Origin of the sequence: Sphingomonas olei, assembly GCF_045369765.1 — a bacterium.
Classification (GTDB): domain Bacteria; phylum Pseudomonadota; class Alphaproteobacteria; order Sphingomonadales; family Sphingomonadaceae; genus Sphingomonas; species Sphingomonas panaciterrae.
This window is the reverse complement of the sequence record NZ_JBIQEU010000007.1, coordinates 23,266-37,779: the sequence shown is the minus strand read 5'-3', so window position 1 is coordinate 37,779 and position 14,514 is coordinate 23,266. Positions and strand designations below refer to the sequence as shown.

At 65.6% G+C, this 14,514-nt stretch carries 10 protein-coding genes; 4 read left to right on the top strand and 6 right to left on the bottom strand.

The window, feature by feature from the left end; all coding sequences use genetic code 11:
• Positions 1–78: 78 nt before the first annotated feature.
• Positions 79–1,731: a DUF885 domain-containing protein gene (locus ACH0BU_RS09850; RefSeq protein ID WP_500264016.1), complete on the bottom strand. Its 1,653-nt coding sequence runs from the start codon at positions 1,729–1,731 to the stop codon at positions 79–81.
• Positions 1,732–2,125: 394 nt separating this feature from the next.
• Here ACH0BU_RS09850 and ACH0BU_RS09845 point away from each other — a divergent pair, with 394 nt between their 5' ends.
• From ACH0BU_RS09845 to ACH0BU_RS09835, 3 genes are all read left to right on the top strand, one after another.
• On the top strand, positions 2,126–2,767 hold the full coding sequence (locus ACH0BU_RS09845; protein ID WP_296218844.1) for a flavin reductase family protein: 642 nt from the start codon (positions 2,126–2,128) through the stop codon (positions 2,765–2,767).
• Entirely contained in the window at positions 2,764–3,681 is a 918-nt protein-coding gene (locus tag ACH0BU_RS09840) for a LysR family transcriptional regulator (protein WP_296218845.1), read from the top strand. The genes ACH0BU_RS09845 and ACH0BU_RS09840 overlap by 4 nt, the downstream gene beginning before the upstream one ends.
• Before the next feature lie 96 nt (positions 3,682–3,777).
• Positions 3,778–5,022 carry an acyl-CoA dehydrogenase family protein gene (locus ACH0BU_RS09835; RefSeq protein WP_046406833.1) on the top strand — a complete coding sequence of 415 codons (1,245 nt, stop codon included), beginning with the start codon at positions 3,778–3,780 and terminating at the stop codon, positions 5,020–5,022.
• 33 nt (positions 5,023–5,055) lie between these two features.
• Here the strand turns inward: ACH0BU_RS09835 and ACH0BU_RS09830 are convergent, their stop codons facing one another.
• Both ACH0BU_RS09830 and ACH0BU_RS09825 read right to left on the bottom strand, forming a co-directional pair.
• Positions 5,056–7,416 carry a TonB-dependent receptor gene (locus ACH0BU_RS09830; RefSeq protein ID WP_296218846.1) on the bottom strand — a complete coding sequence of 787 codons (2,361 nt, stop codon included), beginning with the start codon at positions 7,414–7,416 and terminating at the stop codon, positions 5,056–5,058.
• Positions 7,417–7,452: 36 nt separating this feature from the next.
• Positions 7,453–8,868 (bottom strand): amino acid permease, encoded by a 1,416-nt coding sequence (locus ACH0BU_RS09825; protein ID WP_500264002.1) that lies wholly within the window; start codon positions 8,866–8,868, stop codon positions 7,453–7,455.
• A gap of 92 nt (positions 8,869–8,960) precedes the next feature.
• Between ACH0BU_RS09825 and ACH0BU_RS09820 the strand changes: the two genes are divergently transcribed.
• Positions 8,961–9,416, top strand: a complete 456-nt coding sequence (locus tag ACH0BU_RS09820; protein WP_500264001.1) for an Lrp/AsnC ligand binding domain-containing protein — start codon at positions 8,961–8,963, stop codon at positions 9,414–9,416.
• A 44-nt stretch (positions 9,417–9,460) separates the two neighbouring features.
• Here ACH0BU_RS09820 and ACH0BU_RS09815 read toward each other — a convergent pair whose 3' ends face one another.
• The 3 genes from ACH0BU_RS09815 to ACH0BU_RS09805 form a co-directional block, all read right to left on the bottom strand.
• Positions 9,461–11,182: an amidohydrolase family protein gene (locus tag ACH0BU_RS09815; RefSeq protein ID WP_245995190.1), complete on the bottom strand. Its 1,722-nt coding sequence runs from the start codon at positions 11,180–11,182 to the stop codon at positions 9,461–9,463.
• A 42-nt stretch (positions 11,183–11,224) separates the two neighbouring features.
• Positions 11,225–13,645, bottom strand: coding sequence for a TonB-dependent receptor (locus ACH0BU_RS09810; protein WP_296218848.1), 2,421 nt, complete (start codon positions 13,643–13,645; stop codon positions 11,225–11,227).
• Positions 13,646–13,958: 313 nt separating this feature from the next.
• Positions 13,959–14,459 (bottom strand): Lrp/AsnC family transcriptional regulator, encoded by a 501-nt coding sequence (locus ACH0BU_RS09805; protein ID WP_296218849.1) that lies wholly within the window; start codon positions 14,457–14,459, stop codon positions 13,959–13,961.
• Between the last annotated feature and the right edge of the window lie 55 nt (positions 14,460–14,514).

Sequence of the window (14,514 nt, the reverse complement as noted above, 5' to 3'; positions counted from 1 at the left end):
CCCGGTTGCGGATCGCGTGCGAGTAACGCCAACGATCCGCGCAGGCTATAGTCCAATCCGTTAAATGGTTACCGGTTGTCAGGCGCTTGGCCACGATTTCAACCGGCGTTCCAGCACCGTCAGTGGCATCGCCCCGCCTTGCAGCACGAAGTCATGGAAGGCGCGAAGGTCAAAGCCCGGCCGCTTGCTGGCCTCGTCGCGCAGCCGGGTGAAGGTCGTATGACCGATCATGTAGCTGCAGGCCTGCGCTGGCATCACGATATACCGGTCCACTTCCTTGGCGGCGCCATCGCGCGTCATCGAGCTATGCTCGGTCAGATAGTCGATCGCCCGCTCGCGATCCCACCCGCGACTGTGGATGCCGGTATCGACGACCAGCCGCGCAGCGCGGAACAGATGGCTTTGCAGATAGCCGATCTTCCCGGCGGGATCATCGTCATACATGCCCAGTTCGTCCGCGACCTGCTCCGCATACAGGCCCCAGCCTTCACGAAAGCCGTTGAAGAACCAGGTGCGGCGATACAGCGGCAGCTCGCCAGCCTCGAGCTGAAGCGCGATGTCGAACAAATGCCCAGGCGCCGCTTCATGAAAGGCGAGCGTCGGCAGCGTATAGCGCGGCCAGTCGCTGATCGATTGCAGGTTGATGAAGAAGACGCCCGGCCGGCTGCCATCGGCGGCGCCGGGGTAGGCGACACCGAACGGATTGCCGTCTTCCATCTCCCGCGCCATCCGGCGGATTTCATACCCGTTCTTGGGTAGCTGCCCGAATGCCTCGGGCAGCTTCTTCTTCACGCGGTCCAGCCGGTCATTCAGGTACGCGATGATCGCCGCGCGCCCCTCCTCCGTATCCGGAAATGCCTGGTCGGATGTGACGGCCAGCGCGCTGGTGCGTTGCTTGATGCTGCCACTCGCCATTCCCTGGCTTTTCAGCAGAGCGTCAATCTGCGTCGAGAGCGTGGCGACCTGCGCCACGCCGAATGCGTGGATCGCGTCGGCCGTCATGTCCGTCGTCGTATGCATGCGCAGGCAGGCTTCGTAATAGGCAGCGCCGTTGGGCAATCGGCCTACGCCCACGCCCGCCTTGGCGCCGTCCGCTCCCCGCGGCAGCACGGCCTGCAACGCCGCGATCTGGCGCGTCAGCGCGGGCCGTATGCCATCCGCCACGATTGTCTGTGCTCGCGCGCCATAGCCGGCCAGCTTTAGTGCGGAGGCCTTGGTCTCGATCGCGGTGACCAGCCCGTCCTTGGCAGGATCAGCGTCCCGAGCCGCCGTCAGGATGGCAATCAACTGCGCCACGATCACGCGCGGCGCGATCGCGCCGGCCGCCGCATTGCGCGTGATCTGCGCGCTCTCGCCGTCGATCAGCCCCGGTATCAGCGCCAGCCGGGTAAGATAGGCCTCTGCATCGTCACGGCTGGTGACCGGATGGAAGTCGCGGAGCAACAGCGTGCTGTTCTGATAGGCGGATTCCAGCGGCGTCGGCCCATAGGGGCCGCTGCCGGCGTGATAGGCAAAGCTGTTCAGCGCGTGCTGCGCCTCCAAGTCGAAAAGCGATACCTCGCGTTCCAGCCGGTGCTCATCGGAAAGATCAGTGTCCGGCATGGCCTGAAGCTCGCGAAGATGTTTCGCCGTTGTCCGCCTCGCCCGGTCAAGTCCACTCAACGAACTTTCACTGAACCGGCTGCGCAATGATGCCCGTTCTCCAGTATCAATCCCGAAGAAGGTCGCCATTTCGGGATTTAGCGTCAGCCGTTCTTCAAACTGGCGGGTCAGCAGGTTTGGAATGGCCGTGCTGGTCGTCCTGGTGCGCGCGGCGGCAGGAAATGCGATGAGCATCGTTCCCGCCGCGGCGGATGTGATAAGCGACCGGCGTGTATATCCCTGCGTCAATGCATTCCCCCGTTACCATCTTTTGCTTGCCTACATCCTTGTCAGCAATGGGGCCGGGGGTCCAGCAACACAAAGCGCGATTGTCGTAGGCGGGGGCGCTGTTACGCTGCTTTGTCACTGATCTGGATCATCCCGGTTGTGCGGGGGGATTGAAAGCGGCGGCGCGTGGCTGCACGCGACAAGTCTCTTTCACCCGCCGCCCGATGATGACATCGCTGGCGGCATGCAGTTCGTCATGTCCGATCTCGCGCCGCGCGACCGCTACAAGATCCTGGTGTCCACCATCACGCCCCGCCCAATCGCCTGGGTTACCACGCGCGGGCGCAACGGCGTGGTCAATGCCGCGCCCTACAGCTTCTTCAACGCAATGGGCAATGATCCGCCGCTCGTCGTGCTGGGGCTGCTGAAGGACGCGTCGGGCGCGAACAAGGACACCGCGACCAACATCTTCGACACCGGTGAGTTCGTCATCAATCTGGTGAGCGAGGCGGATGCCGAGGCGATGAACCTCTCCTGCGTCGATGCGCCGCGCAATGTCAGCGAGATCGATTATGCCGGCATCGCGACGCGTCCCGCCAGCCGGGTGACACCGCCGCTGATCGCCAGCGCGCCGGTCAGCTTCGAATGCGTCCGGCGCGAGATGCTGGAGATTGGCCCGCGCCAGGTGATCGCCGTGGGCGAGGTGGTGGTCGCGCATGTTCAGGACGCCTTCGTCACTGATCGCGAACGCCTCCATCTCGATACGGCCGCGATGGGGCTGATCGGCCGCGTCCATGGCACCGGCACCTATCTGCGCAACAGCGACACCTTCACCATGAAGCGGCCCGCCTTTGACCCGGATCGCGCGGCAGCCGCCGCGGCGCGACGGGGCGAATGACCCGGCCGATCAGTCGGATCGACCTCAACCTCCTCGGCGTGTTCGAGGCGATCTATTCGCGCGGGGGCGTGACCGCGGCGGCGCGGCACCTGCACCTGACGCAATCGGCGATCAGCCACTCGCTGGCCAAGCTGCGGGTCGCCTTTGATGACGAGCTTTTCGTGCGCTTCGGCAATGCCATGGTGCCGACCGCGCTCGCGCGCGCAATCATCGGTCCGGTGCGCGACGCGCTGGGCATGGTGGAACAGGCGCTGGTCGCCGCCGCGCGTTTCGATCCCGCCACCACGCAGCGCAGCTTCCGCATCGGGCTGCGCCAGGCGAACGAAGCGCGCTTCTTTGCCGATCTCGTTTCGCGCGCACTGGCACAGGCGCCCGGCGCGACGCTGGTCAGCGTCAATTTCCGGCGCAGCGAGATCGCCGCCGCGCTGGCGCATGGCGAGCTGGACATGGCGATCGACGTGCCAAGCGCCGCGAGCGAGGGGCTTCTTGCCGAACCGCTGCGCACCGATACGATGGTCGTCGCGGCACGGCGCGGTCACCCGTCGGTCGACTGCGCGATCGATCTTGCGACCTATCTTGCCTGCGACCACGTCCACGCGTCGCCCCGCTCGACCGGGCTGGGGCTCGAGGATCAGGCGCTGGCCACCAAAGGCCTGTCGCGCACCGTGCGCGTCCGCTGCCAGAACATCTGGTCGGCATGGCAGACGGTGGCGCGCAGCGACATGATCCTGACCCTGCTCGATGCCCATGCCCGTGCGCTGAGGCCGGTCGCTGACCACCAGGTACTGCCGCTGCCGTTCCCGATCGCGGCATGGCCGCTCCAGTTGCTCTGGCACGAAAGTGCCGCGCGGGACCCGGGCAATGCCTGGCTGCGGGCGCTGGTGCAGGAAACCTTTGTCGGCTCCAAACCATGAATGGTGCTCATGTGCGTGATCGACAAACGTCATTTCGCGCATGATCCGCTCTGCGCTAGCCTTGGCGCCAATCATCAAGAGAGGCTTGCGTCCCCCGTGTCCAACATCTTCACCATTCCCGAGCTTGACGATCTGCGCATGTCCGAGGGCGCCCGGCCGCTCTTCGAGGCGGTCAAGCGCCACATCCGCGAGAACGTCGATCCGATCATGGAGGAATATGTCCGCCTTGGCGAAGGGCGCGAGGACCGCTGGAGCTTCGCCCCCGGCCAGCTCGAATTGCTCGAAGGCGCCAAGGAGAAGGCGAAGGCCGCGGGCCTGTGGAACTTCTTCCTCCCCAACGCCGAAACCGGCGAGGGGCTGTCGAACCTCGACTATGCCTATATCGCCGCCGAACTCGGGAAGTCGCCGCTCGCCTCGGAATCGCTCAACTGCTCGGCGCCCGACACCGGCAACATGGAAGTGCTTGAGCGTGTCGGCACGCCCGAACAGAAGAAGCAGTGGCTGGAGCCGCTGCTCGCCGGTGAGATCCGCTCCGCCTATGCGATGACCGAACCCGATGTCGCCTCGTCCGACGCCAAGAACGTCCGCTGCCAGGCGGTGCTCGAAAATGGCGAATGGGTCATCAACGGCGAGAAATATTACATCTCGGGCGCCGGCGATCCGCGCTGCAAGGTGATGATCACCATGGTCCGCACCAGCGAGGATGGGCCAAGCTCGCAGCAGCAGTCGCAGATCCTCGTGCCGATCGACACGCCCGGCGTCGAAATCCTCGGGCCGATGCACGTCTTCGGCGCGGATCACGCGCCGCGCGGCCACATGCACATCCGCTTCAACAACGTGCGTGTGCCGGAGGAGAACATCCTGCTCGGCGTCGGCCGCGGGTTCGAGATCTCGCAGGTCCGCCTCGGGCCGGGCCGCATCCATCACTGCATGCGTACCATCGGCAAGGCGGAAATCGCGCTCGACCTGATGGTGAAGCGTGGCAATTCGCGCGAGGCATTCGGTCGCTCGCTCATCATGCTGGGCAAGAACCTCGAACTCGTCAGCCGCGCGCGGATCGAGATTGAGGCGATGCGCCTGATGGTGCTGAAGGCGGCCAAGGCAATGGACGTGCTTGGCAACCGCGAGGCGCGCGTCTGGGTCAGCATGGTGAAGGCGATGGTGCCGGAAAAGACCTGCCAGATCATCGACCAGGCGATCCAGATCCACGGGGCGACCGGCGTGTCGAAATGGACCCCGCTCGCCGAGCTGTACGCCGACGTGCGCCACCTGCGCTTTGCCGACGGCCCGGACGAGGTTCACCACATGGTCGTCGGTCGCAACGAACTGGCGCTGCACTGATCCGATCAGGAAATCGGGCAGGGGCGCTGGCGGTCAGAACCGCCGGCGCAACTGCACGGTCACTTCGCGCGGGGCGATCGGATAGCCGATCGTCCCCACGCTGCCGCTATTGTAGCGGCGATCGGTCAGGTTCGTCGCGGCAATCATCACGCCCCAGTCCCCCCAGTCGATCCCGGCCTGCACATTGACCGTCTCGGCTTTGGTCACGCGGTGCTGCGGCTCGTTGCACAAGGCGATGTTATAGTCGGACGCGCCGCTCACATCGCCGCCCACACGCCATTGCGCGTCGCCGATCGGTCGGGTCAGCGCGGCGCGCAGCTGATAGCGGAACGACGGGGTGAACCGCAGGTCGAGCTGGCGCTCATCGGCAACGAACGCGCCGCACCCTGGGCTTGAGGCCAGCCGCGTGAAGCGGTCCGCCAGCGTCGCGATCCACCCGCCGATCTCCAGCCCCGGCAACGGGTTCGCCGCCCATTCGACCTCCAGCCCCTGAATCCGCGCATCGCCGACATTCTGGCGAAAGATCTCCGGCGGCCCCGCCGTCACGCGCGACGCGGAAAAGGCGATGTCGGTATAATCGTTGATGAAATAGCCGGCGTTCACCCGCAGCCGCCGGTTGAACCAGTCGGATTTCACCCCGGCTTCATAGGTCCACACCGTCTCCGGCGCGATCGCGCCCTGCCGGTCCAGCGCGAAGCTGATGTTGCGCGCCCGCCCATCGAAACTGCCGCTGCGGAACCCCTTCGCCACGGAGGCATAGAGCAGCGCGCTGTCGCCTCCCTCGCTCCCCAGCCGATAATCGACCGCAATGCGCGGCGACACGTCGGTCCATCGCTGCGCAATCCGCCGCTGCGCCGCGCGCCCATCGGGCAGCACCAGCACGGTGTCGGGTGCGGTCAGGAAGCGCACCGCGTAGCGCTTGCGCTCATCGGTATAGCGCAAGCCAGCGGTCACATGCGCGCGCGGATCGAGCGCGACCGTCATTGATCCGAACGCCGAATAGCTGTCAGTATCGAGCCGCGGCTCATAGGGCGACCAATTGCCGCTCGTCCCCGCCCCGCGCGATGGCGCGTTGAAGAAATCACCGTTGCGGAACCGCGCATCCGACCCCGCGGGCGTCGCCAGGCTGACGGCGGTCAGCTGGTCATTATGCTCGTGGAAATAATAGGCGCCGGCGACCCATTCAGCACGCTCACCGAGCGCCGATCCGGTCAGCTGCACTTCCTGGCTGACGCTGTGCTGCCGCTGATCCTGCAACAGGATCACATTGCTGCCGACCCCCGGCGGATTGGCGGTTTGGTCGAACCCGATGCGCGATCGCAGCGCGCGATAGCCGGTGATCGACGACAGCTTCATCCCGCCGCCCAACTGATAATCAGCACGCAGCGACAGCCCGCCGCTGTCGGTGCTGTTCAGCGGATCGGTGTCGGCGGACAGGAAATTGTCGATATCTCCATTCGGCGCAACGAAGCGGTTGGTGATGCGGCCGGGGGCGGCGGGATCGGGTTGGAACCGCTGCGGAAAACGCGGCCCCGATCGATCGCGGGTGAGGTCACCCGTCGCCAGGATCGTCAGCGCGGCATCCGGCTCCCACAGCAAGGATACCCGGCCCCCCAGCAGGTCCTGCCCGTTGACCCGCGCGCCATTGATCAGGTTGCGCCCCCAACCGCGCTGGTTGCGCGACAGGCCGGAGACACGAACCGCGACATCGCTGGCCAGCGGCACGTTGATCGCACCGCGCGCGTCCAGCCGGTGGTAACTCCCCAGCGTCACGTCCATCGCGCCGCTCACCGCGTCCAGCGTCGGCCGCTTCATCACCAATTTGATCGCGCCGCCGCTCGTATTGCGGCCGTAGAGCGTCCCCTGCGGGCCGCGCAGCACCTCGATCCGCTCGACATCGATCAGGTCGAGCAGCGATCCCGTCGACCGCGGCAGGATCACGTCGTCGACATAGATGCCGACCGGCGGATCGTTGGTGAAGATCGAATCGCCTTCGCCCACGCCGCGCAGGAACACGAGCGCGCCCGAACTCGTCCCGAAGTTTCGCGCGAGGTACAGGTTGGGCACCGCCGCCCCGATGCGGTCGAGGTTGGCCGCGCCCTCTGCCTCCAGCCGCGCGCCGCTCAGCGCGGTGATCGCGATCGGCACACGCTGCGCCGATTGCTCGCGATGCTGCGCGGTGACGACGATGTCGCCCAGCGGCTCGCCCAGCACCTCGCCACGCGCAACATCCCGCGGGCTTGCTGGTGCAACGGAGTCCGGTGCCACCTGCGCACTGGCCGGCACGGCGGCGAGACCAGCCGCTATCATCATGACGTTGCGCACATATTCCCCCGACAGCCGGCGCAGCGCGCCAAGCCGGCGCCCGCTATGGAGCGGACGCCACTTGGTCAAGGGGCGGGGGCGATGCGCGTCACCCCCGCGTTGCGATCAGCCTTGAACGTCGGCCTGCGGCTTCTTCATCATCGTCACCAGCAGGTAGATGCCGATGCCAAGGCCGTTCCACAGCACGAAATACAATTGGGTCTGCGCCGGCAGGCTCAGGAACAGATAGGCGCAGCCGGCAATCGCGATTCCGCCGACCAGCCACGGCAGCGGCGTGGCAAAGGCGCGCGGCTGATCGGGCGCACGGCGGCGCATCAGGATCATGCACAGCGCGACCGCGGCAAAGGCTGCCAGCGTCCCCGCATTGGCGAGTGCGGCGATCTCGTCGAGCGGGAAGACGCCCGCGATCACCCCGACGATCACCGCCGTGAAGATGGTGATACGCACCGGGCTGCCCCGGCTCGACAGCCGGGCGAGCGATGCTGGCAGCAGCCCGTCGCGCGCCATCGCGAAGAAGATCCGCGACTGACCGTACAGGAACGCCAGGATCACCGTCGGCAGCGCGATCACCGCGGATCCGGCGAGGAAGGTCGCTGCGCCCGGCTGGTTCAACTCGCGCAGGATCAGCGCCAGCGGCTCAGGGCTGCTGGCAAAGCTGGTGTAGGGCAGGGCGCCGACGGCAGCGGCGGCCACGGCGACATAGATGACCACGCATGCCACCATCGATCCGATGATCGCGATCGGCAGGTCGCGCTGCGGCTTGCGGGTTTCCTCCGCTGCGGTCGCGATCGCGTCAAAGCCGTAGAAGGCGAAGAAGATGATCGCTGCGGCGGCCATCACCCCGCGCTCGACGCCGTCCGGCCGGGTCGACTTCGCAAAGCCGTTCGGCGCGAACGGGTGGAAATTGTCGGCGTTGAAGTAGGGCAGCGCGACCACGACGAAGACGATCAGCGCGACGATCTTCACCAGCACGAGGAGCGCGTTCAGCGTCGCGCTCTCACGCGTGCCGAGCAGCAGCAGCGTCGCGACCACGCCGATGATGAAGATCGCCGGCAAATTGACCAGCCCGCCAAGCTCCGGGCCCTGCATCAACGACATGGGTATCCCCAACGTCCCCTGCAGCAACGGCGCGGCATAGCCTGACCAGCCGACAGCTACCGCGCTGACCACCAGGCTGTATTCGAGGATCAGGCTCCACCCGATCACCCAGGCGGCCAGCTCGCCGATCACGGCATAGGTATAGGTATAGGCGCTGCCCGATCCGGGATACATGGTCGCCATTTCGGCATAGGCGAGCGCGGCGCAGGCACAGATCAGGCCGGCGATGACGAAGGACAGGATGACGGCCGGCCCGGCCTTGCCCGCGCCGACGCCGATCAGGGTCAGGATGCCGGTGCCGACGATCGCGCCGACACCCATCGCCAGCAGATGCGGCCACGACAGCGTGGCTTTCAGCTGCTGTTCCCCTCCGGCCTCCCGTGGCGCGATGATCTTGCGTTTATTCCAGCGTGCCACGCTCAATTCCCCTTCTTCATGCCGTCTTAGCAGATCCTTGTTGCGCAGCAGGTTCGCCAGGATAGTCTGTCGTTCCTGCTCCCTCCCGAAGGTCTGCCATGCTTGATGTGATCGATCGGAATATTCTTCGGGTTCTCCAACGCAATGGCCGCATCACCAATCAGGAGCTTGCGGCCCAGGCCGGAATTTCCCCATTAGCGTGTTTCGATCGTCTGCGCAAGCTTCGTGAACAGGGATATGTCAGCGACATCGTCGCTTTGCTCGACCCCCAAAAGCTTGATCGGGCGCTCTTGGTGTTCATCGAAGTGATGCTGGATCGGACCACCAGCAACGTGCTGGGCGATTTTGCGGCGGCGGTGCAGGACATGCCCGAGATCCTGGAATGCCACATGGTCGCCGGTGGCTTCGATTATCTGCTGAAGGCGCGGGTCGAGGACATGGCCGCCTATCGCGCATTCCTCGGCAATTCGCTGTTCCACATGACCGGCATCCGCGAAACGCGCACCTTCGCCGTGCTGGAAGAGGTGAAGTACACGACCGCCCTCCCGATCTGAGCCGATCGGCCGGGCGCCCCGGTCAGCAGGGGCGCCCGACGGTATCAGGACGCCGGCGTCGCGGTAGCGAAGGGCGGCTCCTGCGGAATGACCGGCGGCGACACCGGCGTCGGCACCACCTGCTTCTCGCGCTCGACCATCGCGGCGACATCGGCGAGCAGGCGCGGCGCGTCATAGACGATGCCGTCCTTGATCGTGTAGCGCACGCCGCCGATCCGCTCCTGCTTGTTCGTCTCGGGGTTCAGCCGGACATAGCCGGTGCCGTACAGCGTCTTCAGATTGGCGAGCGGGTTCTCCGGCACGATGACGAGGTCGGCCAGCATCCCGCGCCGCACGGCGCCGAACTCCGGCTCCTGACCCTTGGGCTCCATCAGCGTCTTGGCGCCATTGACGGTCGCCGCGCGGAAGATCTCCAGCGGGGTCAGCCCCGCCTCCTGGTACAATTCCAGTTCCTCGACATAGGCGAAGCCATAGACCTTGTAGATGAAGCCGGAATCGGTCCCCACCGTTACCCGGCCGCCGATCTGGTTGTAATCATGGATCAGCTGGAAGAAGTTCTTGTAGAAACCCTTCCAGTTGGTCTCGATCTGGCTGGTCCAGTCGAAGAAATAGGATCCGTGATTGTCGCGGGTCGACTGGAAATAATTCCACAGTTGCGGCGTGGTATATTTCCCCTGCCAGTCCGCATTGCGGGCGCGCATCAGGTCGCGCGAGGCGGCATAGATATTGAACGTCGGGTCGAACGTGACGCCGTTCGCCTTCTGCTCCTTCAGATAATCCCACCATTGCTCGGACCCGACGTCATAGATCTCGTCCTTGATGTCGGCGACCTGTGCGAAACGATGCAGCTCGTTGTAGAAATTATAGTCGGGCGTGAACTTCTGGATCGTGTGGTTCTTCAGCAGCGATTCCATATGCCCGTAGAAGTGGGTGATCGTGTCCAGCCCCGCGCGGCCGGCGATCGCACCGTTGAAATCGGACACGCCGGTCTGGCTGAGATGGGCAACGGTGCCCATCTTGTTCTTGTGCGCCTCGTCGATCGCCGCGCTCATCACCGCGGGGGTCTCGTCCTCGCGCCCGAAGAACTTGATCCCGTCAATATCGTTCTTGGCCGCCCAGCGCACCCATTCGCGCGCCTTCTCGGGGCTGGAGATCCGCCCGCCGGACCATCCGGCGCCCAGCGTCTGATAGTTGAAGATGCGCGGCGCCGCGATCTCGTTGCGCGCCGACCGCGCCTTTTCATTGCTGGTGAAGGACGGGGAGGCCAGCGACACGCCGCGCACCGTCGTCACGCCATGCGCCAGCCACAGCTTGTAGGCGTAGGATGCGTCGGGCGCCTTGTCCTTGGCCGGCAGGTGCGTGTGCAGGTCGACGAAGCCGGGCAGCACGTACATGCCGGTTGCGTCGATCTCCTGGTCGAAATCCTGCGGCGCGCGGTTCTGCGCCAGCGCCATGCCCGGCCAGCCGGCCTGGCGGATGTCGGCGATGCGATTGCCCTCGACGACGATGTCGACCGGGCCGCGCGGCACCGATCCGGTACCGTCGATCAGCGTCGCGCCGCGGATGACGAGGCGGCGGAACGGGCCCGCGCCTTCGCCGGCCGCGCGGGCCGGGGCGGCGCCCGGCTGGTTGCCGGCGGGCGCGGCTGCCGCGGCGGCGGCGCGCGGCGCCTTTTCCTCATGCGCCAGCGCGGGGCCGGCCAATGCCATGCCGGCGGCCGAGGACAGCATCAGCAGGCGAGTGTTCAACAGGCGAAACAGGGCCATGGTCGATCCTTGAATAGATGGGCAGGGGCGTGACGCGGCGGATCAGAAGCGCCGCATCAGGTTCAGCCCATAAGTGCGCGGTGCGATGCTGACGGCGTTGGTGATCCCGCCCGTGTTGGCGTTCGCGCTCATCTGGTTGATGGCAGTGTCGTTCAGCAGGTTGTTGGCGAACAGATATACCCCCCAGTCACTGTCCACGCCCTCGATGCCGAAGCGCAGGTTGACCAGTTCATAAGCGGGGATCTTGCGGCGGTATATGTCTGTCGGGCTGAGCGTGCTGTAGAAGGAGCCGACATGGCTCGCATCGACCCGCGCGGTGGCGGTCAGCGTGTCCGACACCGGGCGCTTGTAATCGAGCGAGGCGGAGGCGCTGATGCGCGGCACGTTGGGGATGCGGTCGCCGCGGCGGCCGGTGGCCACCACGAAATCGCTGACCTGATCTTCCGACAGCTTGGCATCGGTGTAGCCGACCGCGCCATTGAACGAGAGGCCCGGCAGCAGATTGGCCGACAACTCGGCTTCCGCGCCCCATACCCGCGCAGCACCCGCGTTGGAGATCAGCCCGAACACCGAACCGGTCCCCGCGGTCCGCGCCGATACCTGCAGATTGTCCCAGTCGATCCGATAACCCGCCAGGTTCAGGTACACGCCGCGCGCCAGCGTGGTCTTGGCGCCGATCTCGTAATTCCACAGGCTGTCGGAGGTATAGGCCGCGCGTTCGGCGGGCAGGCCGATCACCTGATTCACGCCGCCGGGGCGGAAGCCCTGCGCGGCCTGCGCATAGAACAGCAGCCGGGTGGTCGGCTGCCACGACACGTTGAACTTGTAGATCAGGCCGTCTTCTTCGTAATTCGCCTCGGTATAGGGCGTCACGCGCGAGCTGTAGTGGATCTGGCCGACGTCGATCCGCCCGCCCACCTTGCGCTCGAAGTTGAAGTATCGCGCGCCGGCGGTCAGCGTCAGCTGGTCGGCCAGCTTGTAGCTCAACTCCGCATAGGCCGCCTTCTGCCGTAGCTCGTCGTTGATCGTCCGATCATAGGCGATCGCGCCTGGCGTCGACGGGCTGTACACCGCGCCCGTCTCCGGGCTCGCCACCAGCAGCAGCGATCGCACCTCGGTATCGCGGCTTTCCAGGAAGCCACCGACGGTCCACTGGAACGGGCTGTCGCTGGTCGAGCTCAGGCGAAGCTCGTGCACCCAATTGTTCAGCTTCTGCGGCTGGTACAGCGCCGACGATTGCAGCGGCACCGTCGCGTTGAAATAGCCGGTCAGCTGGTCCGCGGTGCATTGCGTGGTGTTGGCGGCCGACGTGATGCCCAGCTGATACCGGCGGCACCCCTCGCGCGTGCCGGCGGAGTTCAGCGTGTTGACAAAGCGGCCTTCGGCATTCTGCACCGTGCCGACGCGGCCGTTGAACGTGTCGCTGACGTCATAGGTGCGGGTGAAGTCGCGATCGAAATAGCTGGTCGTGCCGATCACGCTGAACGCGTCGAAATCGTAGCGGATCGTGCCGCTGAAGATGCGGTTGTTATCCTCGTTGATATTGTCCGCATGCATGTTGCTGGCAAAATTGAGGCCGTTGGCGCGCGAGAAATCGGGCCGCCAAAGCGGGATCGGCGCGTCGACATGCTCATAGGTCGCCGACAGGTCGATCGTCAGGTCTTCGGTCGGCGTGATGCGCAGCAGCGCCCGCCCGCCATAGCTTTCGCCGTCGTTGATGTTCTTGACGTTGCGCAGGTAGCGCGGATCAGGGCTGGTATCGGCCACGTTGCCGGCGTTGGGATCGTCGGTCAGGATGATATTGTCGACGTAGCCGGCGAACTTGTTGTAATTGCCCACGATCCGAAGCGCGATCTTGTCCTCGACGATCGGCAGGTTGATCATCCCGTCGAGCGAGAAGCCGGGCCCGCCGCCTTCGACGGCGGTCATGTTGCCGCTGAACGCCGCTTCCAGCCGGTCGGCCTTGGGCTTTTCGAAGATGATGCGCAGCGTGCCGCCCATCGATCCCGATCCGAACAGCGTCCCCTGCGGGCCGCGCAGCACCTCGGCGCGCTCCACGTCGAACAGGCGGAAGTCCGGCGTGCTGCCGCCTGAGTCAGAGGTGGTGCCGACCGATCCCGACACCGGCGTCTCGTCATAATAGACGCCGACCGTCGGCTCGCCCGCGGAGGTGATGCCGCGGATCAGCACGCGCCGGCTGCCCGGCCCGCTGTCGACGATGCGCAGCGACGGCGCGGTGCGGGTCAGTTCGGTGAAGCTGGTGGTGCCCGATGCGGCAAGCGTCTCGCCCGAGGTTGCCGAGATCGCGATCGGCGTGTCCTGGATGCGGGTATTTCGACGAAGCGCGGTGACGACGATCTCGCCGTCGGCGCCGGAGGAGGGGGCGTTCGCCTCCGTGCTGGGGGACTCCGCCGGTGGCGGCGGCGCGTCCTGCGCTGCGGCGAGGCTTGGCGTCATCGCCATAACACTGCCGAGGAGAAGCGCACGCAAACCAGCCTGACGCCGGGCGGCGCCATTACGTCCCATCATCGATATTTCCCCCATCTTGCTGCGGTGGCTGCGCCTGCTGGCGCTTCACCCCGTAACCTTCATGCGAAGATTAGCTTTGCGGCGACCGAAAGTGTTCCGTTTCTGGGGCGCGATGACAAAATTGTTGCATCTTTAATAATCGATAAAACGCAGATCCTTCGGCAATGGAGGGGGTGAGGGGATATTGTTTCGTCAGTCCGGCCCACAGGAAGACAATGTCGCGCTGCCTTGTCGCTCGCGCCGAAGCTCAGGCGATTGGCGCACAGTTTCCCGACTTGACGCGATCGAGCGCGATCAGGCTGCGGAACGTCGCCACCGCCGGATTGTGCGCGAACAGCCGCCGGGTCGTCTCCTCATAGGCGACCATGTCACTGCTCAGGATGACGAGGACGAAGCTGATCCCGCCGGTGACGTAATAGCATTGCTGGACGTCGGCATCGGCGCGGAACAGCGCCTTGGCCGCGTCGACGGTCGCTGCGCGCTCATCGACCAGATGCACCTCGACGATGGCCGTAATCGCCAGCCCCAGCGCGGCAGTATCCACGACGGCGGTATTGGCGGTGATGATCCCCGCCGCTTCCATCGCCGCGATCCGCCGCTGCACCGCCGCCGCAGACAAGTTGACCGCCTCGGCAATCGCGCGCTGCGGCGTCTTGTTGTCGCGCTGGATCACGCGAAGGATCGCGCGGTCGAACGGGTCGAGCTTCGCCCGGCGCTGGCCGGGGCGGTGAGAGGGGGATCGCGCCATTCGCGAGTGATTGTTGCTTTTACCCGCCATATCAAGCGAACACCACTCGCGCCGC

Bases quoted from the DNA above. Each gene is read 5' to 3' on its own strand.
- ACH0BU_RS09850 (WP_500264016.1), bottom strand. From the start codon at position 1,731: ATGGCGACCTTCTTCGGGATTGATACTGGAGAACGGGCATCATTGCGC.
- ACH0BU_RS09845 (WP_296218844.1), top strand. From the start codon at position 2,126: ATGTCCGATCTCGCGCCGCGCGACCGCTACAAGATCCTGGTGTCCACC.
- ACH0BU_RS09840 (WP_296218845.1), top strand. From the start codon at position 2,764: ATGACCCGGCCGATCAGTCGGATCGACCTCAACCTCCTCGGCGTGTTC.
- ACH0BU_RS09820 (WP_500264001.1), top strand. From the start codon at position 8,961: ATGCTTGATGTGATCGATCGGAATATTCTTCGGGTTCTCCAACGCAAT.
- ACH0BU_RS09815 (WP_245995190.1), bottom strand. From the start codon at position 11,182: ATGGCCCTGTTTCGCCTGTTGAACACTCGCCTGCTGATGCTGTCCTCG.
- ACH0BU_RS09810 (WP_296218848.1), bottom strand. From the start codon at position 13,645: ATGGCGATGACGCCAAGCCTCGCCGCAGCGCAGGACGCGCCGCCGCCA.
- ACH0BU_RS09805 (WP_296218849.1), bottom strand. From the start codon at position 14,459: ATGGCGCGATCCCCCTCTCACCGCCCCGGCCAGCGCCGGGCGAAGCTC.